The 23452-nt window shown below is 61.8% G+C and carries 15 protein-coding genes and 1 pseudogene; 13 read left to right on the top strand and 3 right to left on the bottom strand.

What is annotated here, in order from left to right:
• Nucleotides 1-20: 20 nt before the first annotated feature.
• Complete coding sequence (locus NPS56_RS14625) at nucleotides 21-1208, top strand: lipid-transfer protein (RefSeq protein ID WP_274075235.1); 1188 nt, start codon at nucleotides 21-23, stop codon at nucleotides 1206-1208.
• 462 nt (nucleotides 1209-1670) lie between these two features.
• Here NPS56_RS14625 and NPS56_RS14620 read toward each other — a convergent pair whose 3' ends face one another.
• Nucleotides 1671-3383 (bottom strand): hypothetical protein, encoded by a 1713-nt coding sequence (locus tag NPS56_RS14620; RefSeq protein WP_274075234.1) that lies wholly within the window; start codon nucleotides 3381-3383, stop codon nucleotides 1671-1673.
• Nucleotides 3384-3545: 162 nt separating this feature from the next.
• Here NPS56_RS14620 and NPS56_RS14615 point away from each other — a divergent pair, with 162 nt between their 5' ends.
• Together NPS56_RS14615 and NPS56_RS14610 are read left to right on the top strand one after the other, a co-directional pair.
• A complete protein-coding gene (locus NPS56_RS14615; RefSeq protein ID WP_274075233.1) occupies nucleotides 3546-4661 on the top strand; it encodes a CaiB/BaiF CoA transferase family protein in 1116 nt (371 codons plus the stop codon).
• Nucleotides 4662-4703: 42 nt separating this feature from the next.
• Nucleotides 4704-5768: pseudogene (locus tag NPS56_RS14610) on the top strand (LuxR C-terminal-related transcriptional regulator); the annotation flags it as partial.
• 54 nt (nucleotides 5769-5822) lie between these two features.
• Here the strand turns inward: NPS56_RS14610 and NPS56_RS14605 are convergent.
• Complete coding sequence (locus NPS56_RS14605) at nucleotides 5823-8330, bottom strand: LuxR C-terminal-related transcriptional regulator (protein ID WP_274075232.1); 2508 nt, start codon at nucleotides 8328-8330, stop codon at nucleotides 5823-5825.
• Nucleotides 8331-8842: 512 nt separating this feature from the next.
• On the opposite strand from NPS56_RS14605, the gene NPS56_RS14600 reads away from it, so the two are divergent.
• Both NPS56_RS14600 and NPS56_RS14595 read left to right on the top strand, forming a co-directional pair.
• Nucleotides 8843-10750, top strand: a complete 1908-nt coding sequence (locus NPS56_RS14600; protein WP_274075231.1) for a DUF1302 domain-containing protein — start codon at nucleotides 8843-8845, stop codon at nucleotides 10748-10750.
• Between the two features lie 26 nt (nucleotides 10751-10776).
• The gene (locus NPS56_RS14595; protein WP_274075230.1) at nucleotides 10777-12144 is read left to right on the top strand and encodes a DUF1329 domain-containing protein; all 1368 of its coding nucleotides are present in this window, start codon (nucleotides 10777-10779) and stop codon (nucleotides 12142-12144) included.
• A 125-nt stretch (nucleotides 12145-12269) separates the two neighbouring features.
• Here the strand turns inward: NPS56_RS14595 and NPS56_RS14590 are convergent, their stop codons facing one another.
• Nucleotides 12270-12950, bottom strand: coding sequence for a helix-turn-helix transcriptional regulator (locus NPS56_RS14590; protein WP_274075229.1), 681 nt, complete (start codon nucleotides 12948-12950; stop codon nucleotides 12270-12272).
• 370 nt (nucleotides 12951-13320) lie between these two features.
• Here NPS56_RS14590 and NPS56_RS14585 point away from each other — a divergent pair, with 370 nt between their 5' ends.
• The 8 genes from NPS56_RS14585 to NPS56_RS14550 all read left to right on the top strand — a co-directional run bounded on the left by NPS56_RS14585 (nucleotide 13321) and on the right by NPS56_RS14550 (nucleotide 23357).
• A complete protein-coding gene (locus NPS56_RS14585; protein WP_274075228.1) occupies nucleotides 13321-14157 on the top strand; it encodes a transposase in 837 nt (278 codons plus the stop codon).
• Nucleotides 14158-14205: 48 nt separating this feature from the next.
• On the top strand, nucleotides 14206-15366 hold the full coding sequence (locus NPS56_RS14580) for an acyl-CoA dehydrogenase family protein (protein ID WP_274075227.1): 1161 nt from the start codon (nucleotides 14206-14208) through the stop codon (nucleotides 15364-15366).
• A gap of 10 nt (nucleotides 15367-15376) precedes the next feature.
• Entirely contained in the window at nucleotides 15377-16744 is a 1368-nt protein-coding gene (locus NPS56_RS14575) for an MmgE/PrpD family protein (RefSeq protein WP_274075226.1), read from the top strand.
• A complete protein-coding gene (locus NPS56_RS14570; protein WP_274075225.1) occupies nucleotides 16734-17948 on the top strand; it encodes a CaiB/BaiF CoA transferase family protein in 1215 nt (404 codons plus the stop codon). Before NPS56_RS14575 ends, NPS56_RS14570 begins: the two co-directional genes overlap by 11 nt.
• Nucleotides 17949-17961: 13 nt before the next feature.
• Nucleotides 17962-18774, top strand: coding sequence for an HpcH/HpaI aldolase/citrate lyase family protein (locus tag NPS56_RS14565; RefSeq protein WP_274075224.1), 813 nt, complete (start codon nucleotides 17962-17964; stop codon nucleotides 18772-18774).
• 211 nt (nucleotides 18775-18985) lie between these two features.
• On the top strand, nucleotides 18986-20308 hold the full coding sequence (locus NPS56_RS14560; RefSeq protein WP_274075223.1) for an MFS transporter: 1323 nt from the start codon (nucleotides 18986-18988) through the stop codon (nucleotides 20306-20308).
• A gap of 168 nt (nucleotides 20309-20476) precedes the next feature.
• Nucleotides 20477-21727: an OprD family porin gene (locus tag NPS56_RS14555; RefSeq protein WP_274075222.1), complete on the top strand. Its 1251-nt coding sequence runs from the start codon at nucleotides 20477-20479 to the stop codon at nucleotides 21725-21727.
• A 67-nt stretch (nucleotides 21728-21794) separates the two neighbouring features.
• Nucleotides 21795-23357, top strand: a complete 1563-nt coding sequence (locus tag NPS56_RS14550; RefSeq protein WP_274075221.1) for a long-chain-fatty-acid--CoA ligase — start codon at nucleotides 21795-21797, stop codon at nucleotides 23355-23357.
• Nucleotides 23358-23452: the final 95 nt, after the last annotated feature.

Genomic DNA, 23452 nt, shown 5'->3' with positions numbered 1-23452 from the left:
ACTGAATCTGGAGAGAAGCAATGTCGCAAAAACCTTACGTTGTCGGCGTGGGCATGATTCCGTTTGTCAAACCGGGTACCAGCGGTACCTACATTGAAATGGGGTCCCAGGCGATTCGCCTGGCGCTGCAAGACGCCGGCGTGGACTACCGCCTGGTACAGCAGGCCTATGCCGGCTACGTGTATGGCGATTCCACCAGCGGCCAGGCCGCGCTCTATGAAGTAGGCATGAGTGGTATCCCGGTAATCAACGTCAACAACAACTGCGCCACCGGTTCCAGTGCCCTGTTCCTGGCACGCCAGGCCGTGGAAAGCGGGGCAGTCGAATGTGCCTTGGCATTTGGTTTCGAGCAGATGCAACCCGGCGCCCTGAAAGGCAACTGGGACGATCGCCCACGTGCGACCACGCACATGACCCAGTCGGTGATTGACGAGCTGACCTCTGATATCGAAATCCCGAGTGCCCTGCGGATGTTCGGCGGAGCCGGTCGCGAGCACATGCAAAAGTACGGCACGCAGATGAGCACCTTCGCCGCGATCCGCGCGAAGGCCAGCCGTCACGCCGCCAACAACCCGCTGGCGCTGTTCCGCAAAGTCGTGACCACTGAAGACGTCATGAACGACATGGTGATGTGGCCGGGAGTGATGACCCGCCTGATGGCTTGCCCACCAACGTGCGGCGCGGCGGCGGCGATCATCTGCTCCGAAGCTTTCGCTAAAAAACATGGCCTGCGCACGGACGTGGTGATCCTCGCGCAATCGCTGACCACCGACAAACCGGTCTGCTTCGAAAGCCGTTCGATGATCGAAGTGGTCGGTTTCGACATGGCGCAGCGGGCGGCCAGGGCAGTCTACGAGAAGGCCGGCGTCGACCCGCAGGACATTCGCGTCGCCGAAATGCACGACTGCTTTGCCCATAACGAGCTGCTGACCTATGAATCCCTGGGCCTGTGCGATGTCGGCTGCGCCGAGCAGTTCATCATCGACGGCAACAACACCTACGGCGGCCAGGTGGTGACCAACCCGTCCGGCGGCCTGCTGTCCAAGGGGCACCCACTGGGGGCGACCGGCCTGGCGCAATGCTTCGAGCTGACCCAACAGCTGCGCGGCAATGCCGACAAGCGTCAGGTCGAAGGCGTCAACCTGGCACTGGCGCACAACCTGGGGCTGGGTGGTGCTTGTGTGGTGACCCTCTACGGTCGCGCCTGATACAGCCGGCGGCGCATGCCGCCCAACCATGCTCCTTGTTTCGCCGGGCCACGCGCCCGGTTTTGTTATGCCGTTTGCACCTGAAAGCGGTACACCTGAAAGGAATATGTCGACTGACACGCCCTCATCGCGAGCAGGCTCGCTCCCACAGTAGATCTGCGGCGAACACAGATCTTGTGCATGACACCGATCAAAATGTGGGAGTGAGCCTGCTCGCGATGACGGCCGACCCGTTGATAGAGATATCGCCTGACCCACCGCTTTCGCGAGCAAGCCCGCTCCCACAGTAGATCTGCGGCGAACACAGATCTTGTGCATGACACCGATCAAAATGTGGGAGCCTGCTCGCGATGGTCGTCAACGATGACGCGGGCCGTATGGAGGAACGCGGGGATATGTTGATTGCATAAAAAACGCCGGCCCCTCAAAGAAGGGCCGGCGTCGCTGGCTGAAGGATCGCGTTTACTCGCTCTTGGCCACCTGTTCGACTTTCTGCATGCGGTTGGTGTCCATCAGCACCATGCCGAAGGCCATGCCATACATCAGGCGGCCCTGCTTATCGACCTTCATCGGCGCGTACATGCCGTTGAACACGGGGTCGCTGCCGGTGGCGATTTCCAGTACGGTCTTGCCGGTATCCAGGTCCATGCCGATGTGGAAGCCTTCACCCAGTCGACCGGCGTAGAAACCGTTGATCAACGCCATGCGGCTGCCGCCGCTGATCATCGGCACGATCGAGATCGAACCCACGTCGTCACGGGTCCACAAGGTGCTCCACTGGTCCTTGGCATTATCCCACTTGAACATCGCCACGCCGCTCGGGGCAGGGCGGGTCATGCCGTTGAGCATGGTCACGTAGTAGCCGGACCTGGCCAGCACCGGTTTTTCCACGGCAGGGATGTTGTTCACCACGAACGCGTGGCCGTCATACACCGCCACCGATTGTTCCGATTGCACGGTAGGCACGTTCGGGCCCATGTCGACGACACGCTGGTCGGCCACCCGCGGCGACGAAGTGCCGGGCTTCTGCTTCCAGCCGGCCGGGATCTTGTCGCGCCACATGGCGACGATGTTCATCTTTTTCGCGCCGTCGGTGAACACCACCAGTTTGTCTTCCTCCGGACCGTAGCCCATCAGGGTCGGCGTGGAGCCGGTGCCGTCGGCAATCTTGATCGACGTGAAGCGTGGCCCGCGCTCGTAAGGGGCCTTCCAGGCACCGCTGGCTTCGTCGGCGTGGATCTTGCCCTGCTTGTCGACCACCAGGCGGTACATGTTCTGGTTGGACGCGACATACACCGCGCCGCCATCGACTTCCGGGCCGGTGGCGAAGGAGTTGAGGAACAATTCGTCGCTGCCTTCCACGCGGTAGCTGTCGATCAGTTTCAGTGTGGTGCGGTCGAGGGTGGCGACGGTCCCGCCCATGGTGTTGACCACCAGGAAGCCGTTGGGGGTCATGCCCATGCCAAAGGTGGTGTCCATCGGCACGCCAACACCGTTTTTGGTCTTTTCATTGTTGAACAGTTCATCCGGAAGCTGCACTTCCCGGGTGAGCTTCATGCCGGAGGTCGGGTCCTTGTGATCGTTCTGGTCAATGCGGAACACCCGGCGGGCGCTGGCACCAATGAAGGCATCGTCGCGGGTCAGCAGTGAATAGATCGCGCCGCCCAACAGTTGGTCGGTGGTGCCGGTCAGCATGCGGTTCGGTTGCGCATTCATGTAATCGAGCAAACCTTTCTCGTCCCTGGCCTCGAGAAATTTGCGGGTTTGCGCGGCTTGCTCCAGACGCTGCTCAGGGGTGATCGGCTGGTAATTGGGCAGTTTGACCGGCAGATCGACCCGGGCCACTTCGGTGAACTTGAAGTCGTCCTCGATCTTCACCTTGCGCAGGGAAAAGCCGGCCCAGAACCAGTACAGGTCGGTATCGCCGACCTTGTCGCTGTACTGCACCAGGCTGCCCGATTCATTGGGCATTACGCGGTAGGCGTCCGGGGTCATTTTGTACGCACCGCGCGGCACGGCGATGTCGGTGCTGTCCGAGGCCCCATCGTTCCAATGGGTCTGGTTGTTGTAGGACTGCGCCAGATAAGGGTTGGCCGGTGCGACCTGGGCCAGGGCCAGCGTCGGAACCGTCAGCAGTCCCGCCAGCAGTGTCCAATGGGAACGTAGAGCAAACATGTGTTCTTCCTTTCTATTGTTGTTATGGCTTGAGGATTAAGTCTTAGAGTAACCAACCCGGGGTTCCGTCCCGAGCCCCCCGTAGCGGGGGGCCATGCTTCGTGGCGGGCTTTGCTAGCGTGTCCTCCATACAAGGCGCAGTCGCAGTCCGGAGGGAAAGAAATGCTTTCAGGTATCAAGATTGTAGAAATTTGCGGGATCGGCCCAGGGCCGTTTTGTGCCATGCACCTGGCGGACCTGGGCGCGGATGTGATCGCGGTCGAACGCGAAAATGCGCTGCCGCTCGGCATGACGGGCAAGCCACCGGCCAACCCGATTCACCGCGGCAAGCGTTCGGTGGTCGCTGACCTGAAAAGCCCGGAAGGCCGCGATCTGGTCCTGAAACTGATCGAAAGCGCCGACGTCCTGATCGAAGGCATGCGCCCGGGCGTCATGGAGCGCCTGGGTCTCGGTCCGCAGGACTGCCAGGCGCGAAATCCGCGTCTGGTCTACGGGCGCATGACCGGTTGGGGCCAGGACGGTCCGATGGCCCATGTCGCGGGTCATGACAACAATTACATTGCCCTGTCGGGTGCGCTCTATCACAGCGGCACCGCCAACGAAGCGCCGTCGTCTCCCATCACCCTGATCGGTGATATCGGCGGTGGTGCGCTGTACCTGACGATCGGCATCCTGGCCGGTGTGCTCAATGCGCGGCAGACCGGCAAGGGCACGGTGGTCGACGCGGCCATCGTCGACGGCTCGGCGCACATGATGCAGTTGATGCTGTCGCTGCAGGGCCGCGGGTTGCTCAAGGAACAGCGCGGCAAGAGCGTGCATGACGGCTCGCATTTCTATGCCACCTATCGCTGCGCGGACGACAAGTACGTGGCCTTGGGCTCGATGGAGTCGCAATTCCATGCACTGCTGCTGAACAAGCTGGGCCTGGAGGATGACCCGCGTTTCGCCAAACAGTGGGACATGAGCCGCTGGGAGGAACTGCGCGGGTTGCTGGCCGAAGTGTTTGCCAGCCAGCCGCAGGAACACTGGTGCGACCTGCTCGAAGGCACCGACGTGTGTTTCGCCCCGGTCCTGAGCCCCCGCGAGGCCTCGCAGCACCCCCATATGGTGGAGCGGGGCGTGTACTTCGAACGCGACGGCTTGTTGCAAACCAGTCCCGCGCCACGGTTCGATGGTCGGGTCCAGGTGCCAGGTTCGATCCCGGCCCGTGGCGAGCACACGGCAGGGATCATGAGCGCACTCGACGTCGGCGATCTTGCGGCCGTCTGGAAGCCGTAACCTCTGGACGTCGCCATCACCCTGCGGGCGGCCTCGCGCCTGATGGCCCTCGGGCGGTTCGACGAGGCAAGGTGCAGGCTGTCCCTGGCGATCGGGCAGGGTGTGGATGACCTGGCCTGCGCGGCGACGGCGCTGGAAAGCCTCATCGACCTGAGCCAGGGATGCCTGGCGACGGCGCGCCTGCGCCTGGAGTGTTTTGCCCCGGCTGGCACGCAAGCCGATAGTGTGCGTGCCCTGGTGCTCTATGAGAGTGGCGAGCTTGCGCAAGCGCAACGCGTGCTCACGCAAAACCGATCAGGCAGGCCTGACGAATCGCCAGCGGATGCGTGGATCCTCAGCCATATGCTCATGGCGCGTATCGCCTGGTCCCGGGGTGAACATTCGATCAGCCACCGTCACCTCGCCGTACTAGAGCAGACCGGGCGGGAGAGGGCTTGCCATCGCATCCAGTGTTCCGTGTGGATCGAGCGTGCCCGTGTCGCGACACTGGACGGTCGCGCCGAAGCGGCGGCGCAAGCGCTGACTCAAGTGGACAGATATGGCGATTGGGCCAATACGGAGCGGTTTTTCGTCGCCAACGACGTCGACACCCCAACCATCGCCCACGTGCGCCTGCACATCGCCCAGGGCCGTTTCGACCAGGCCATTGCAGCGTTGCAACCAGACATTCAGTACGCACGGCAGCGCGGCCGTTTGCGTCGTACACTCAAGCTGCGCCTGCTGTTGGCCATGGCCCTTGATGGCAAGGGACGACACGATGCGGCGATGGCGCAGTTGACCGGTGTGTTGCCGTTCGCCTGCGAGGAGGGCTGGCGCAGCACCTTTGTCGAAGAGGGTCCCCGACTGGCTGCGTTGCTGCATCGTCGGACGCTGCCAAAGCAAGTGCAGGGATTCGTCGACGACCTGCTCAAGTGCTTTGCAGAACGCAATGGCACGCCGTCTAAAAGCGCGGCTCTGACGGAGCGTGAGTGTCAGGTGATTCGTCTGGTTGCCCGCGGCCACCCGATCAGCACGGTTGCCGAGCACTTGCAGCTGTCCGCGCACACGGTAAAGGTCCACCTGCGCAATCTTTACCGCAAGCTGCACGCCCATGGCCAGGCACAAGCTGTCGCTATCGCCAGGGCGCGGGGGTTGCTGGATTGCCCAACCGAAGCCTTTGACTCAGAGCAGCACACCGGTCGCCTTGGCCCGCATCACGGCCTGGGCGCGCCGGGTAACGCCGAGTTTTTCGTTAATGTGCTTGATGTGTGCCTTGACCGTATTGGTCGAGATGTACAGGCGCTCGCTGATCTCACGGTTTGAAAACCCTTCGGCAAGCAATTCCAGCACCGCCATCTCCCGGCCCGTGAGCCGTTCATCGCGTTTGCTATTGACCGTGGGTTTACCTGGCGGGGCCAACCGGGCTTCGCTGACCACCAGGTTGAAGGCGCCGGCGTTCGTCTTCGACGGCCAGGTCGATTGGGCTGCACCAGCGTCCTGGGAGAAATGTTCCAACAGGCGCAACGCCTTGGCTTCAAGCCCATGGAAGTTCAGGCGTTGGCATTCGCGCAGTGCCGTATCCAGGCGCCTGCAGGCATCCCGGGTTTGCCCCACGGCCTGTTCGACAATGGCCAGTAGCAGCTGACTGTGCACCGGCAAAGACGGCACCTGCACGCGGGTCAGCCGTGCGGCAGAGCCGCGCAGATATTGCTCGGTCATCTGCGCCATGAGCAGGGCCTGCTTCCAGTTCCCTTGCAGGATCAATACGCTCAGCGTCTGCAGATTGAGCACTGCGCGGTAGCTGCTTTCCTGGACATTGGCGCATTGCATATGGCGCTCTGCGTCTTGCAGGAAAGCGCAGGCCTGTTGGAAATCCCCCCGGCAGGCGGCCACTTGTGACAGGCCCATCAGGGCTTGCAGGGTGGACAGGTGATGACCGCCGGCCAATTGCATGGCCTGATGCAGGAGGCGCTCGCATTCATCGAGTTCTGCGCGCTGCAAATGCAGTTTGCCCTGCAACACCCGCAAGCGTCCAAGCAACATCACATGCCGGTTGCCGTCGGCCTCTAACAATGAAAGGTTGTGCTGCAACAGGCGGTCGGCCATATCGCTCTCACCGCACAGCATCATCAGGCAGATGCGCTGGATGTTGACCTGTACTTCCCGGACCAGGCAACCCTGGCGGCGGGCCTGCTCGACGGCGAGCATCAGCATCTGCTGGGCCTGGGCGGTTTCACCGCTGCTCATGGCCAGTCGCGCAAGGATGAACGTGCAGACGAACGACATGTGTCGTTCATCGTCACCCAAGTGATTGAGTGCCGCCTGGCAGTACTCGGTGGCCAGCGTGCAGTTGCCCTGCAGGCCGTTGATGACGCCCCACAAGGCTTGCCAGCGTGCCAGTAGGCGCCGGTTCTGTTCGGCTGTGGGTTGTGGCAGGAAGCGGTTCAAGTGCGCCAGGCAAACCTGCGCTTCATCCAGACGGACATTCATCATCAGGGCGCAGGCAATAAGGACCACCAGTTGCGGCGTGCTGGTCAGCAAGCCGGCAGGCAAGCGCCCATGCCAGTCGAGCAGGCGTGACAGATTGCGCCCGGACAACAGCCAGCCCGGATTGAGGGTGGCCATGTAATTGGCAGCCACATCGGCGCGGCCGGCACTTAAGGCCAGGTCGATGGCATCTTCGATGAAGCCCGCCGCACTCAAGCCCCGGCAGGCGCGCAGGCGCAGTCGATTGAGTGGGTTGAGGTCGATTCTTCCCTGCAGGGCCTGCGCCACGGCCGGCAGGATGCAATACCATTGACCCTCGCTGTCCAGCGGCTGGAAGTACGTATGGGCGCGCAGCATTTCGCGCAGGGATGACGTGTCGTGGAGCTCCTCCCACAGCTCGGCGCAAAGGGCTTCGCTAAACCGTGGCAAATAGGCCAGGCCGCTCAGCAGGTTGCATTGTTCTGCATTCAGGTGTGCCAGCAATTCACGTTCCAGATAGTCGTACAGCATCGCTCGTGCGCCAGTTGCCGAGTTGACCAGCAGACGTGTGCCCGCGCACCAACCCGCCGCCTGCTGCCAGATCGCCTCGCGGCCCGCATCGCCGGTTGTCGGGGCGAACCGGCGCACCAGATCGTCGGACTCCTGACGGGAAAAGGCTAGCGCCCGGCTATCGAGTTCCAGTAGTTCACCCTCGAGCATCAGGCGCGGCAGGTTCCAGGCCGGGCGTTGTCGGCAACTGACCCACAGTTCGATGGTGGCGGGGGAATGCAGCAACAGGTGGTCGATCCAGGCATCGAGTGCGATATCGGCCTTTGCCGGATAATCGTCAAGGATCAGGGTGCAAGGCTCTTTCAATCCCTCAAGCCAATCGAGCAATGCGACCGGCGTATTGACGGGCTGCGCCAGATGGCTGAACTGCTCGGCGATGCGTGTGCAAAACCGGGCCAGGGTCAGGGGTTGTCCTGCCAGATTGAGTTGCAGGATTCGCGGTGCCGGTACGCAACGGGTCATGCATTGTCTGATCAACGAGGTCTTGCCATAACCTGCCGGTGCGCATAGCAGGCGCAGTCGTTGCGGTTTTTCCAGCAACTGCGCTGCCAGATGTTGGCGCGGCAACCATTGTGTGGAAAGCGTGGGTACTTCGGCGTCCAGGCTGACCGGTTTGCAGGCTTCAAGAGAGAGGGGTGAAAGGGACTGCGACATGTCGTTCTCCCGGGCCTTTGGGCGATGCTCTGGCGTTCGGCCCACAGCATCCGCAGCCTGGCCATCGCCGGCAATACCCTTTTCGGTTGAAAAGAGCGCTCGGCCCTTGCCTGCCATGGCGGCCTGACAGTCGACCCAACTCTCGCGGCCGTGCCCGATCTACTGTAGGAGCCGGCTTGCTGGCGATGACGGCCTGACACCCGACTCATCTCTCACGCCTGTACCCTATCCACTGTGGGAGCGAGCCTGCTCGCGAATAACGTCCGGCCCCCGCGTTCATCCAGACAGTGCGCGATATCGTTGACGACCATCGCGAGCAGGCTCGCACACAAGGATCGGGGTGCAACCCAGGCCCCGCAGCGCTCCCCTGGACTGCGTTACTTCCCGTATCGACACCACCCCCCCTAATCACCCACACGGGTAACCCGAAATCACCCCATCAGGGAATGTCACCGTGATGGCACAGTCCCTACTGTTGGCGCTCCAACACAAACCGTAGTTCGGGGAGCCGCATGACAAAAACAACAAAGTGCGCAATCTTTCAACCGCACCTGCTGGCAGCAGCCGTTGCACTGGAGATTAGCGCGCAGGCTTGCGCTGTAAATTTCGATATGGGTGAGATTGAGGGCAGTTTCGATTCATCGCTGTCGGTGGGGGCCAGTTGGGCGGTACGTGGACCGGACCCGGATTTCATCTCCAACTTCAACTCGCAGGGAGTTCGTGGCAACGCCTCAGCCCGCACCAACGATGACGGTCGGTTGAACTTCAAGAAGGGTGAAACCTTTTCGAAGATCTTCAAGGGCGTGCATGACCTGGAGCTGAAATACGGCGACAGCGGCGCCTTCGTGCGCGGCAAGTACTGGTACGACTTCGAACTGATGGACGAGAGCCGTCCGTTCTACGACATCGACGATCACGGCCGCCAGCGTGCCGCGAAATCATCCGGCGCGATGTTCCTCGACAGTTTCGTCTACCACAACTACACGATCGACGAATTGCAGGGCAACGTGCGCCTTGGCAAGCAGGTGGTGAGCTGGGGCGAAAGCACCTTCATCGGCAACTCGATCAACAGCATCAACCCGATTGACGTCGCCGCGCTGCGCCGTCCCGGTGCCGAGGTCAAGGAAGGCCTGATTCCGGTGAACATGCTGTACGTCTCGCAGGGCCTTTCCGAGAACGTCACCGCCGAAGCCTTCTACCAGATCGAGTGGGCGCCGTCGGTAATTGACAACTGCGGCACCTTCTTCGGCAACGACGTGACGCCGGAAGGCTGTAACGATCGCGCCGTAATCGCCGGTCTGGATCTGCCACCCGGAGTTGGCAGCAACACCGGCTCAGGCCTGCAAGTGGCAGGCACCGGCGCTCAGGGCGGCGGCGTCGATGATGCCTATGTGACGCGTACCAAAACCAAGGATGCCCGCGACAGCGGCCAGTTCGGCGTGGCGTTGCGCTGGTTCGCGCCTGACCTGAATGACACCGAGTTCGGGGCCTATTTCCTCAACTACCACAGCCGTAACCCCAACCTCGACTTCACCCGCGCCACCGTGATCACCAATACCGGCGCCGGCCTGGCGACCGTGCCAGGCGCGATCAGCTCGATCCGCACCGCGACGTACCACGTGGTCTACCCCGAGGACATTCGACTCTACGGCCTGAGCTTCGCGACCAATGCCCTCGGTACCTCGCTGGGGGGTGAGATCAGCTACCGGCCAAACATGCCACTGCAACTCAACGGTGCCGACCTCAACCTGGCGGCCACGGGCAACAAGAACTCACCGTCGTTTGTCGCGGGGCTTTCGCAGAACGTCGCGGGTGCACCACTGGACGGCTATGTGCGGATGCCGGTACTGCAAACCCAATTCAGCGCCACGCGTTTCTTCGATCAGGTGATGGGGGCCAGCCGCCTGACCCTGGTGGGCGAGGTGGGTTACAACCGCATCAACGGCCTGGGCGACGCCGACGGCAGCGACGTGCGTTTCGGTCGCAGCACGATTTTCGGCGCAGGCGTACTGACAACAGGCGCGGGGGCCGGCCCCACCGGTGCGCAAACCTGCGCCGGCGCGCCAAGCCAGGTACCAGGTGCGGCAGCCGGGGTGACCCGGCCGAGCAACCCGCAACAGGAGTGCAACAGCCACGGTTTCTACACCACCGATTCCTGGGGCTATCGACTGCGCGGTCGACTTGATTATCCGAACGTGTTTGCCGGGGTGAACCTGGCGCCGAACATCGCCTGGTCCCATGACGTCGAGGGTAACGGCCCGAACTTCGAGGAAGGCCTCAAGGCCGTCAGCGTCGGGGTGGATGCCGACTACGCCAACCTCTACACCGCCAGCCTCAGCTACACGGATTTCTTTGGCGGCCATTTCAACTCCAACGGCGATCGCGACTACGTGGCCTTGAGCCTCGGCGTGAACTTCTGATAGCCCAACTGCAAAGGATCAAGACCATGAAAAAAATCATTCTTGTTGCATGCGGCACCCTGGCGCTGAGTCTGCTATCCACCAGCATCATGGCAGCGGTGTCGGCGCAGGAGGCGGCCAAACTGGGCACCAGCCTGACGCCCCTGGGCGGGGAAAAGGCCGGCAATGCCAGCGGCACCATTCCCGCCTGGACCGGCGGCCTGAAACCCGGCGCCGCGGCGATGACCAACGACTTTCTCGGCAACCCCTTCGAAGGGGAGAAGCCGCAGTTCGTGATCACCGCCGCCAATGCCGCGCAGTACAAGGACAAGCTCACCCCCGGGCAGCTGGCAATGTTCGTGCGTTATCCCGACACCTACAGGATTCCGGTGTACAAGACCCAACGCACGGCATCGGCGCCCCAGGAAGTCTACGACGCAGCGAAGAAAAGCGCGGTGACCACCGAGGCGGTCAACGGCGGTTACGCGCTGAAGAACTTCGAACAATCGCACTACTACGCGTTCCCGATTCCCAAAAACGGCCTGGAGGTGGTGTGGAACCACCTGACCCGTTCACGGGGTACCAACTTCATCAACCGCCAGGCCCAGGCCACGCCGCAAACCAATGGTGACTACACCATCGTCGACATCGAGATCGCGGCGGGTTTGCCGTGGAAAATGGTCGACGCCAAGCCCGAGGACACCGCCAACATCCTGTTCTTTGCCAAGCAGACGGTGACCGCGCCGGCACGGATGGCGGGCAGTGTGCTGCTGATCCACGAGACCCTCGACCAGGTCAAGGAGCCGCGCATGGCCTGGGCCTACAATGCCGGCCAGCGCCGCGTGCGCCGGGCTCCGCAAGTGGCCTATGACGGCCCGGGCACCGCCGCCGACGGCATGCGTGTGGCGGACAACGCCGACATGTACAACGGCGCGCCGGACCGCTATGACTGGAAACTGATCGGCAAGAAGGAGATGTACATCCCGTACAACAACTACCAGCTGCAATCGCCGAAGCTCAAATACGCCGACATCATCAAGCCCGGCCATATCAACCAGGACCTGACCCGCTATGAGCTGCATCGGGTGTGGGAAGTGGAGGGCACGTTGCGCCCGGGTGAGCGCCACATCTACGCCAAGCGTCATATGTACTTCGACGAGGACACCTGGGCAGCGGTGGAAATCGACCAGTACGACGGTCGCGGTCAACTGTGGCGGGTCAGCGAGGGGCATCTGGTCAACGATTACCAGCAAGGCGTGGCGGTCTACGCCGGGATCGGCATCTATGACCTGATCGCCGGGCGTTACCTGGTGTCGAACCTGGGTAACGAAAACAAGCGCGGCACTGACTACAGCTATAAGCCCACCATGGCCGACTTCACCCCGGCGGCGCTGCGTAACGCCGGTATTCGCTAGATCCTCATCCCAACGCAACCCCTGTAGGAGCTGCCGCAGGCTGCGATCTTCTGATTGGCTTTTAAAACAAAATCAAAAGATCGCAGCCTCGTTTCACTCGACAGCTCCTACAGGGGTTCAAGTGATCAGTCCAGCCATCCCCGCGTGCGGGCAATGGCCAGGGCCTGGGTGCGGCTTCGGGCACCGAGCTTGACGTTGATTTTGTGCAGGTGAGTCTTGACCGTGGATTCGCTGAGGAACAATTTCTGGGCGATCGTACGGTTGCGATACCCGGCGGCCAACAGATGCAATACCTGTATTTCCCTTGTGGTAAGGCTTATGGGGGCGATGGTCTTATCGGAATGCGCGCATCGCTGCTCGCCCCAACGTCCCAGCAGCGCCGCCAAGGGTTCACCTTCGTCGATTAAACACTGCAAGAAACCGCCCAAGCGAGGGTGCTCTGCCAATTTGGAAGACCGTCGGCCGCTGATGCTTTGCGCTGTTTGCAAGGCCACCTGCGCGACGTCCAGCTGGTTGTTCAGGGTCGCCACCCGGCTGCGTTCCAGCCAGGCCACGGACTGGGCTTGCGTGCAGCCTGTCTTTTGCCCGAACCGCTCAAGCTCGATCAAGTGGCGCAACCAGGTTTCTCGCTCGCCACGCACCAGGGCCAGGCGAGCCATCAGCACGTGGCTGATGACCAGGCTATCGGCTGCGGCGATCTGCCGGGCTTGGGGCAGGAGGTCTGCCAGTCGCTGCCCGGCCTCATGCAGTTCACCGTGTTCATACAGCGCAAGGGCGGTGAGCGTATCGCGCAACAGGCCAGGCATGACAGTGATCCCGGTAAATTGAGCCACGATCCTCTGTTTCGTGGCGGTCGGGGAGTAGCAAAATCGCTGGTGCCAATCTCCCTCCAGCGTACGTTCCTTTGGACGCGGTCAACTTCATCCTCGGCTTCATTCCTTCGAACGTCGAGACTCTGTTTATCCAGATGCCACGTGTCATCGTTAACGACCATCGCGAGCAGGGGAATGCGATCAACTGTGGGAGCGAGCCTGCTCGCGATGATCTCAAGGTCGCCGCGCTCACCCTACAAACCTCTTTATTCCAGCTAACTGATGCCCCCCCGATGCGGGGAGTTCTGCGGGGGCCAGCAAACATCCGAGCATGGGGCTCACGCGCCCTGACAGGATTTTGTGCATGACAGCCCCGAGTGATTCCCCTTACGCCGCCTGGATCGGGCGCAGCGAGCACACCACCGAGCATTTGAGTTCGAGCTTGGTCAAGCGTATCGCCGCAACCCTGGGTGATGTCGCCCCTGAACCGGGCCAGCCATTGCCCGCGCTCTGGCACTGGGCATTCTTCCAGCCCGTGGTAGAAGAGACCGGGCTCGGCCAGGACGGTCACCCGGCCCACAGCGAGCTCCTGCCACCGACCCACAATCGCAATCGGATGTGGGCGGGCGGACGGGTGGAATTCTTCGAGGCGCTGCGGGTGGATGCCCCGGCGACGCGCACCACCACCGTCCTGAACATCGAGGAAAAATCCGGGCGCAGCGGTTCGCTGTTGTTCGCGACCCTGCGTCACGACTATACGCAGGAAGGACGCCTGGCGATTCGCGAGGAGCAGGACATCGTCTATCGCGACCCGACCCCACCCAAACTCGCCAGTGGCGAAGCCTTGCCCCTGGCCGGTTGGCAAGAATCGATAACACCCAGCCCGACCCTGCTGTTTCGCTACAGCGCCGTGACCTTCAACGGTCATCGCATCCACTACGACTGGCCCTATGTCACCGAAGCCGAGGGCTATCCCGGCCTGGTGGTGCAGGGACCGTTGATTGCCACGCTCAACCTGCACGCCTTTCGCCGCGCCCACCCGCAGGCGCGAATCCGGCGCTTTGAGTATCGCGGCATCCGCCCGTTGATCTCGCCACAGCCCTTCATGGTCGGTGGACGCCTGTATGCCCCCGGCAGGGCCGAGCTCTGGGCCGGCGACGACGGCGGAATCGCCCAGCGCGCCGAACTGATTTTCGACTGATTTCCTGCCTTTCCCTGGCAGCCCCATAACAACAATCGAGGACACCCGATGAACCCCAACAGTGACGAACTCAATGCGATCCGTGAAGGTGTGCGCGCGTTGTGCGCTGAATTCGATGCCGCTTACTGGCGTGGGATCGATGAGCAAAAAGGCTTCCCGGAAGCCTTCGTCGAGGCATTGACCAAGGCCGGTTGGCTGGCGGCGATGATCCCGGTGCAATACGGCGGCTCGGGCCTGGGCCTGGCCGAAGCCTCGGTGATCCTGGAGGAAGTGAACCGCTGCGGCGGCAACTCCGGCACCGTGCACGGGCAGATGTACAACATGTTCACCCTGCTGCGTAACGGCAGTGAGGCACAGAAAAGCTATTACCTGCCGAAACTGGCCAGCGGCGAACTGCGCCTGCAGTCGATGGGCGTGACCGAGCCCACCACCGGCACCGACACCACCAAGATCAAGACCAGTGCCGTGCGCAAGGGCGACAAGTACGTGATCAACGGCCAGAAGGTGTGGATCTCGCGCATCCAGCATTCCGACCTGATGATCCTGCTGGCCCGCACCACCCCCTTGGCCGAAGTGAAGAAAAAGTCCGAGGGCATGTCGATTTTCCTCGTGGATCTGCGCGAAGCCATCGGCAATGGCCTGACCGTGCAGCCCATCGCCAACATGGTCAACCACGAGACCAACGAGTTGTTCTTCGACAACCTGGAGATTCCTGCCGAAAGCCTGATTGGCGAGGAGGGCAAGGGCTTCAAGTACATCCTCGACGGCTTGAATGCCGAGCGCACCCTGATCGCCGCGGAATGCATTGGCGACGGACGCTGGTTCATCGAGAAAGCCAGCGCCTATGCCCGCGATCGCGTGGTATTCGGCCGTCCCATCGGACAGAACCAGGGCGTGCAGTTCCCGATTGCCGAGGCGCATATCGAAATCGAAGCCGCCGACCTGATGCGCTGGCGTGCCTGCGCTGAATACGACAGCGGGGTCAACGCCGGCGCCAGCGCCAACATGGCCAAGTACCTGGCTGCCAAGGCGTCCTGGGAAGCGGCCAATGCCTGCCTGCAAACCCACGGCGGTTTCGGTTTTGCCTGCGAATACGACGTAGAGCGCAAATTCCGCGAGACGCGCCTGTACCAGGTGGCGCCGATCTCCACCAATTTGATCCTGTCCTACGTCGCCGAGCACCTGCTCGAACTGCCACGCAGCTTCTAAGGAAAAATCGATGAGCCATACCCGTACGCTGGCAGCCTTTCTCGCCCGCCTGAGCTATGCCGACCTGCCGCAAGCGGTGGTTGCCCGCACCGAAGACCTGTTCCTCGACTGGCTGGGATCCGCCCTGGCCAGCCAGGGCGCACACCCGATCCCTTTATTCGAGCGCTACGCCGCGACCATGGGCCCGGCCCACGGCCCGGCAACCCTGCTGGTCAATGGCCAGGGTACCTCGGCGTACTTCGCCGCGCTGGTCAATGGGGCTTCCTCGCACCTGGTCGAGCAGGACGACCTGCACAACAGCTCCGTGCTGCACCCGGCCACCGTGGTCTTTCCCGCCGTGCTGGCGGCCGCCCAGGACCTGGGCAAGTCCGGTGCCGAGCTGCTGTTGGCCGCCGTGGCCGGTTATGAAGCCGGCATCCGCATCGGTGAATTCCTCGGCCGCTCCCATTACCGGATTTTCCACACCACGGCGACCGTCGGCACCCTCGCCGCAGCGGTGGCGGTCGGCAAACTGATGGGCTTTGACGAAGAACGCTTCATCAACTTGCTCGGCACCGCCGGCACCCAGGCCGCCGGGCTCTGGGAGTTTCTGCGCGATGCGGCGGATTCCAAGCAGTTGCACACCGCCAAGGCCGCGGCCGATGGATTGCTGGCGGCGTACCTGACCCGCGACGGCCTGACCGGGGCGCGCAACATCCTCGAGGGCGAGCAGGGTATGGCCGCCGGTATGTCCAGCGATGCGCAGCCGCAGTGCCTGTCCGATCGCCTGGGCAGCCGCTGGGCACTGCTGGAAACTTCCTTCAAGTTCCATGCGTCGTGCCGTCACACCCATCCCGCCGCCGATGCGTTGCAGGCGCTGATGCAACGCGAACGCTTGCAGCATCAGCAGATCACCAGGGTCGTTACCCGGGTGCATCAGGGCGCCATCGACGTTTTGGGTCGGGTCACGGTGCCACAGAGCGTGCACCAGGCGAAGTTTTCCATGGGCACCGTGCTCGGGCTTATAGCGGTGCATGGCAAGGCCGGCCTGCCGGAGTTCCAGCAACTGGCCTTGACCGATCCGGCTGTCAGCGAATTTCGCGGCAAAGTGCTGATGCAACTGGATGCAGAAGTGGATGGCGCCTACCCCCGGCGCTGGCTGGGACGTGTCGAGGTGCATACCACCGACGGTCGCGTGCTGCACGGGGCCATCGATTCGCCCAAGGGCGATCCGGACAACACGCTGTCGCGCGCCGAACTGGAAGACAAGTTCCGCCGCTTGCTGGCGTTTGCCGACCAGTTGAATGGCGATCAGGCCGGGGTATTGATCGCCCGTGTCTGGGGGTTGCGCGATGCACTGGACCTCAAGGGTTTGATGGAGAACATCCATGAGCAATGAAAAAAACAATCTGCGGCCGCTGGACGGCATTACCGTGATCAGCCTCGAGCACGCCATTGCCGCACCATTCTGCACGCGGCAACTGGCGGATCTGGGCGCACGGGTGATCAAGGTCGAGCGTCCTGGCAGCGGCGACTTTGCCCGTGGCTATGATCAGCGCGTGCGTGGCATGGCCTCGCATTTCGTGTGGACCAATCGCTCCAAGGAAAGCATCGCGCTTGATCTCAAGCAGCAGGAGGCCCAGGTCATTCTCGACCAGCTATTGCAGCAGGCCGACGTGCTGGTACAGAACCTTGCACCGGGCGCCGCCGCGCGGATGGGGCTGTCGTTCGAGACGTTGCACAAGGACTATCCACGACTGATTGTCTGCGACATTTCCGGGTATGGCGAAGGTGGCACCTACGAAGACAAGAAGGCCTATGACCTGCTGATCCAGAGCGAAAGCGGCTTTCTGTCCGTGACTGGTAACGCCGCGGAGGAGGGCATGGCCAAGGCCGGGTGTTCGATCGCCGACATCTCCGCCGGCATGTACGCCTACACCGGCATTCTCTCGGCGCTACTGCTGCGGGGCAAGACCGGGCAGGGCAGTCGTGTCGAGATTTCGATGCTGGAAAGCCTGGTGGAATGGATGGGTTTCCCGATGTACTACGCCTTCGAGGACGCCGAGCCACCGCAGCGCACGGGAGCGTCCCACGCGACGATTTATCCCTATGGCCCATTCCCGTCAGGCGACGGCGGCACGGTCATGATCGGCCTGCAAAACGAACGTGAGTGGGTGCAGTTTTGCGAGTTGGTGCTTCAGCGTCCCGAGTTGATCGACGACGAACGCTTCAGCGCCAACTTCAAGCGCTCGGACAACCGTCAGGCCTTGCGCGCCATCATCGTTGACGTGTTTGCCCAGCTGGATGCCGCCACCGTCATCGACAGGCTCGATGCCGCGCAAATCGCCAACGCCCAGGTCAACGACATGTCCGGCGTCTGGGAACATCCTCAGCTCAAGGCGCGAGGTCGCTGGACAGAAGTCACCAGCCCGGTGGGCATTCTCCCGACGCTGTTACCGCCGGCCAGCAGCAACGCATTTTCACCGCGCATGGCGGCCGTACCGGGGCTGGGTCAGCACAGCAACAGGCTACTGGCCGAATTGGGTTACAGCGCCATGGATATCCAGCGCCTGAGCGAAACAGGCATTGTCCAGAACGGTTGAGGGAGGCGTGTGTATGTCCAGTCTGTGTGTTCGCTCGGCGCTGTTCGTGCCGGGCAATCGTCCTGAACGTTTTGCCAAGGCGCTCGCCAGTGGCGCCGACGCGGTGATCATCGATTTCGAAGACGCCGTGCCCGCCGCGCAAAAAGCAGCAGCGCGCCAGCACCTGGCGCAGTTCATCCTGTGGAACCGGGGCGTGCAGCTGCTGGTGCGGATCAACGCCGCCGGCACCGCGGAGCACGAGGCCGACCTTGAGGTGTGCCGCCAGCATCCGGATGTGGTGGGGATCCTGTTGCCCAAGGCCGAGTCTGCCGCTCAGGTCATCCATGTCGCCGCTAGCGGCAAACCTGTCTGGCCCATCATCGAAAGCGCTCTGGGTGTGCTCGCGGTCGACGCCATTGCAGCCTGCAAGGGCGTGCAGCGCCTGACGTTCGGCGCTCTGGACCTGGCGTTGGACCTGGGATGGAAGGTGGGCAGTCCCGCCGTGGAAACGCTGTTCGACCAGACCCGTTTTGCGCTGTTGCTGCATTCGCGGGTCAATCATCTGCCGCCGCCGCTGGACAGCGTCTACCCGAGTTTCGAGGATGACGCCGGGCTTGGCGCGGCCATGGGACGTGCCCGCGACATGGGCATGGGCGGTGCCTTGTGCATCCATCCGCGCCAGGTGCCCGTTGTGCATGCAGCAATGGCACCCAGTGCCGAAGAAATGGCGTGGGCGCAACGGGTGGTGAGCGCGGCGGAGTCCGGCGAGGCCGCGTTCAAGGTGGATGGGGAAATGGTCGATGCACCGGTGTTGGGGAGGGCGCGCAGGTTGTTGGCGATGGGCTAGAGATCAAAGGATCAAAAGATCGCAGCCTCGTTGCACTCGACAGCTCCTACAGGGTTTGCGCATAACCTGTGGGAGCTTGGCGTGCCCGCGATGCGACGCGCATTACCCCCCCGGCAGGGGGAGGACTTACCGGACGTTTACCTGACGTAACCTCGAGCCGCTCAAGTGAGTGCAGCGATAACAACCAAAATAATAATATCGAGGTTATTTCATGACTTTACTGAACACCGTCGCACCTCCCGAAGTGGTCAATGCCGATGCCTTGTACCGCAGAGTCACGTTCAGGCTGCTGCCGTTTCTTTTTATCTGTTACGTCATCAATTACATCGACCGTGCCAATATCGGTTACGCCAAGTTGCAGTTCACTCAGGATCTGGGCTTCTCCGAAGCGGTGTATGGCCTGGGCGCGGGGCTGTTCTATCTGGCCTACCTGCTGTTCGAAGTGCCGAGCAACCTGTATCTGCAAAAGATCGGTGCACGTGCAACGCTGACCCGCATCATGATCATCTGGGGTCTGGCTTCAGGGCTGACGTGCCTGGTGACTACACCCATGCAACTGTATGTGGCCCGTTTCTGCCTCGGTGCCGCCGAGGCCGGTTTTTTCCCCGGTGTCGTGTTGTACCTCAGCTACTGGTTCCCGGCGGCGCGCCGCGGGCGCATCAGTTCGATCCTGTTGATGGCGATCGTTACGGCAGGTTTGCTGGGCGGCCTGGTATCTGGCTGGATCATGCATGAGGCCGATGGCTTGTTCGGCCTGCGCGGGTGGCAGGCGTTGTTCGTGATCGAAGCGATACCGGCGATATTGCTCGGTTTGGCCGTGTTTTGGGTGCTTGACGATTCGCCGCAGAAAGCCAAATGGTTGTCACCGGCCGAACGCGAACTGATTCGCCAGGATCTGCAAAACGATCAGGCGCTCAAGACCTCCAAAGGGCATAGCGGGGCATTCAGCGCCTTGCGTGACCCGCGTATTCATCTACTGGCGCTGGTCTATTGCGCGGTGTGCGTAGGCTCGGCGGTCATCGGCACCTGGGGCCCGTCGATCCTCAAGAGCGCCGGGGTCACGGATCTCAAGCAACTGGGCATGTTGATGATGCTGCCCTATCTGACGGCGGCCATCACGATGTATCTGGTTGGCCGCAGCTCCGATCGCCTGTTGGAGCGGCGCTGGCATGTGATTGTCCCATCCCTGGTGGCGGCAATTGCCTTCCTTGTCCTCGGCTTGCCCGACATCGGTGTGCCGGTGACGCTCTTGATGCTGTGCCTGGCCGCGGCGGGCGTGTACTCGGCGACGCCGGTATTCTGGACCATTCCTCCTACCTATCTGGGCAAGGACACGGCGGCGACCGGGATCGCGTTCATCAGCAGCGTCGGCGCCGGGGCCGCCGGTTTCGGTTCCGCTGCGTTGCTGGGATGGATCATGGCCGAGACGGGCAGTTTGAGTGTGGGCTTATCGTCTGTTGGCGTCTTGATCATCCTGGGCTGCGGGCTGTTTCTCGCCTGCATGCCAATCCGGTTGCTGAGGCTCAAGCGCTGATAGCGGCTCTGACGCTTCTGTTCCACATCCACTTTTAACGGTCACTCGATGTCCCTGTTCCAGGGGTAGCGAGACAGCTCATCTGCAATTTCTGACTGGCAGTTGACCAGGGACCGAAACGGGCCCTGGACAATCTGCTGCGGACTGCAAAAAAGAAGAGATGTTGAAATGCATGTAAAGCAACTGTGCTGGTTTTCCACGTTGGGGGCGTTGCTCGGCACGCTGCTGGCTTCACCAGCAGCCTGGGCAGAATTTGTGCAGCAGAGCCACGCCAGCCTGCTGACCCGCAACTTCTATCTCAATCGTGATTATCGCCAGGCCGGTGCACCGCAGAACCTGTCTGCGGAGTGGGCACAAGGCTTCATCCTGCGCGCCGAGTCCGGCTACACCGATGGCGCGGTCGGCCTGGGGGTCGATGCCTTGGGGTTGCTGGGCGTCAAACTCGACTCCAGCCCCGAGCGCAGTGGCGGCACCGGTTTGTTGCAACGCGACCGTGAAACGCGGCGTGCCGAAGATGAATACGGCGAGTTGGGCTTGACCGCCAAACTCAAGGTTTCGAACAGCGTGCTGAAGGTCGGTACGTTGACCCCACTTTTGCCGTTGGTGATGTTCAACGACACCCGCCTGTTGCCCCAGACGTTCGAGGGTGCCTGGCTGAACTCCACAGAGCTCGACGGCCTGACCCTGGACCTCGGCCAGTTGCGCCAGGTCAACCAGCGTGACTCCTCGGATAACGAGGACCTGTCCGCGAGTCGTACCACCCCGGGGCTCAATTCCGATCGCTTCGATTTTGTCGGGGGCAACTACAAATGGACCCCTGCGCTGAGCACGGGCCTTCATTACGGCATTCTGGAGGATGTCTACAAGCAACAGGTGGCGACGCTGGTGCATAGCTGGCCCATTGCGCCAGGGCACGCATTACGCACCGATCTGCGCTGGTCCCACGAGAGCGCCGATGGCAGTGCCAGTGAGGTGGACAATCGTGCGCTAGGGGCTGCGTTTACCTACAGCTACCGGACGCACCGCTTCGGTTTCTACTATCAACAAATGGACGGTGACACGGGATTCGCCTACCTCACCGCGACCAATCCTTATCTGGTCAACCTGTTGCAGGTCAGCGATTTCGGCTCCGCCAAAGAGCGATCGTACCAATTGCGCTACGACTACGACTTCGCCGCATTGGGCTTGCCGGGCCTGACGTTCATGACGCGTTACGTCCAGGGCAAGAACGTCGAGGTGAGCGGCAGGGCAGAGGAGGGCCGGGAATGGGAGCGCGACACCGATATCGCCTATGCGATTCAAAGCGGCCCGCTGAAAAACCTTTCATTGCTGTGGCGAAACGCGAGTGCCCGTTCTGACTTTGGCAGTGATATCGATGAGAGCCGCCTGATTCTCAGCTACTCACTGCCACTGTGGTGACCGCGCATTAATCCGCCTTCACGCCGTTCCAGATCAAGGCAACAACCCAAACCATCCGGAGATCCCCATGTACATCACTCAAGGGCTGCATCGTCATCTGCAAAGTCGTCCCAATGCCGTGGCCATTCGTGCCGATGGCCGTAGCACCACTTACGCGCAATACGGTGACCGGGTTGCCCGCCTTGCCAGCGCGCTGAAGCGCCTGGGCGTCCAGAGCAATGATCGGGTGGCCATGCTTTCGTTCAACAGCCAGCGCTATATCGAGTATTTTCTGGCGGTACCCTGGGCCGATGCCGTGCTCAACCCGGTGAATTTCCGCTGGAGTGCGACAGAGATCATCTACTCTCTCGACGACTCCGAGACCACCATCCTCATTGTCGACGATCATCACAAGGCGCTCGGCGCCAGGATCCTGCAAGAGGCGAAAACCCTGCGCCAGGTGATCTACGCCGGTGACGGTGAAACCCCTGCTGGCATGCTCGATTACGAAACCCTGATCGCCGCCAGCGAGCCAATTGAGGATGCGCGCCGTAGTGGCGATCAACTGCTGGGTATCTTCTACACCGGCGGTACCACCGGTTTTCCCAAAGGCGTGATGCTCAGTCATGACAACATCGCTTTCACGGTCATGAATGCCCTGATGCACGGCCGTTGCGGGGCCGATGCGGTGTTCCTGCACTCGATGCCGATGTTTCACCTGGCCGACTTCTCCGCGATGGCGGCCTTGTTCGTCAGCGGCGGCACCCATGTGGTCTTGCCGTCCTTCACGCCCAAGGCGGCGCTTGAGGCCATCGACCAGGAAAAAGTTACCGAGATTTTGCTGGCTCCCACGATGGTCCAGATGCTTCTGGACTGGTACCAGAGTCAGGACCATGCACTGCAAGTCGGATCGCTCAAACGTGTCTGTTATGGGGCGTCATCCATTACCCCGGCGTTGCTAGACCGCGCGCGTAACGTTTTTTTCAACGCCGGTTTCTCGCAAAACTACGGCATGACCGAACTGGCACCCACCGCGACCACCCTGGGTGTGCAGCATCACACACCCGAGTGTCAGGCTAACGGCAGGATGTACTCGGCAGGCCTGCCAGCGGCCTGCGTCGAAATCCGTATCGTCGATGCCCAGGACAATGAGGTCCCCCGTGGCACAGTGGGCGAGATCGTCGTCCGCGGCCCGAATGTGATGCTCGGCTACTGGAACAAGCCCGAGGCCACCGCCGAAGTCTTGCGCGGTGGCTGGATGCATACCGGTGACGGTGGCTACATGGACGACGAGGGGTTTGTTTTCGTCTGTGACCGGCTCAAGGACATGGTGGTCAGCGGCGGCGAAAACATCTATAGCGCCGAAGTCGAGACGGCCATTGCCCGCCATCCGGCGGTGGTGCAAAGCGCGGTCATCGGTATCCCTTGCCAGAAGTGGGGCGAGACCGTGCATGCCGTGATCATTCTCAAACCCGATTGCAGCGTCAGTGGCGAAGACATCATCGCTCATTGCCGTCAGTACATCGCGGGCTACAAAGTCCCCCGCAGCATCGAGTTCCGCGAATCACTGCCGCTATCCAGCGTCGGCAAAGTGTTGAAAACCGAGCTTCGCAAACCGTTTTGGCAGAACCAGTCGCGGGGGATTGCGTAGGAGATGCGGCAGGCTGCGATCTTTTGCTCTGGCTTTTAGAAGATCGCAGCCTCGTTTGATTTAATCAGGTTAGAGTGTTCATCAATCTATCAATC

The sequence above is a fragment of the Pseudomonas putida genome (assembly GCF_028682635.1).
In the GTDB taxonomy this organism is placed as follows: domain Bacteria; phylum Pseudomonadota; class Gammaproteobacteria; order Pseudomonadales; family Pseudomonadaceae; genus Aquipseudomonas; species Aquipseudomonas putida_AE.
The sequence above is the reverse complement of the archived record's forward strand: the minus strand, read 5'-3'. Positions and strand labels throughout refer to the sequence as shown.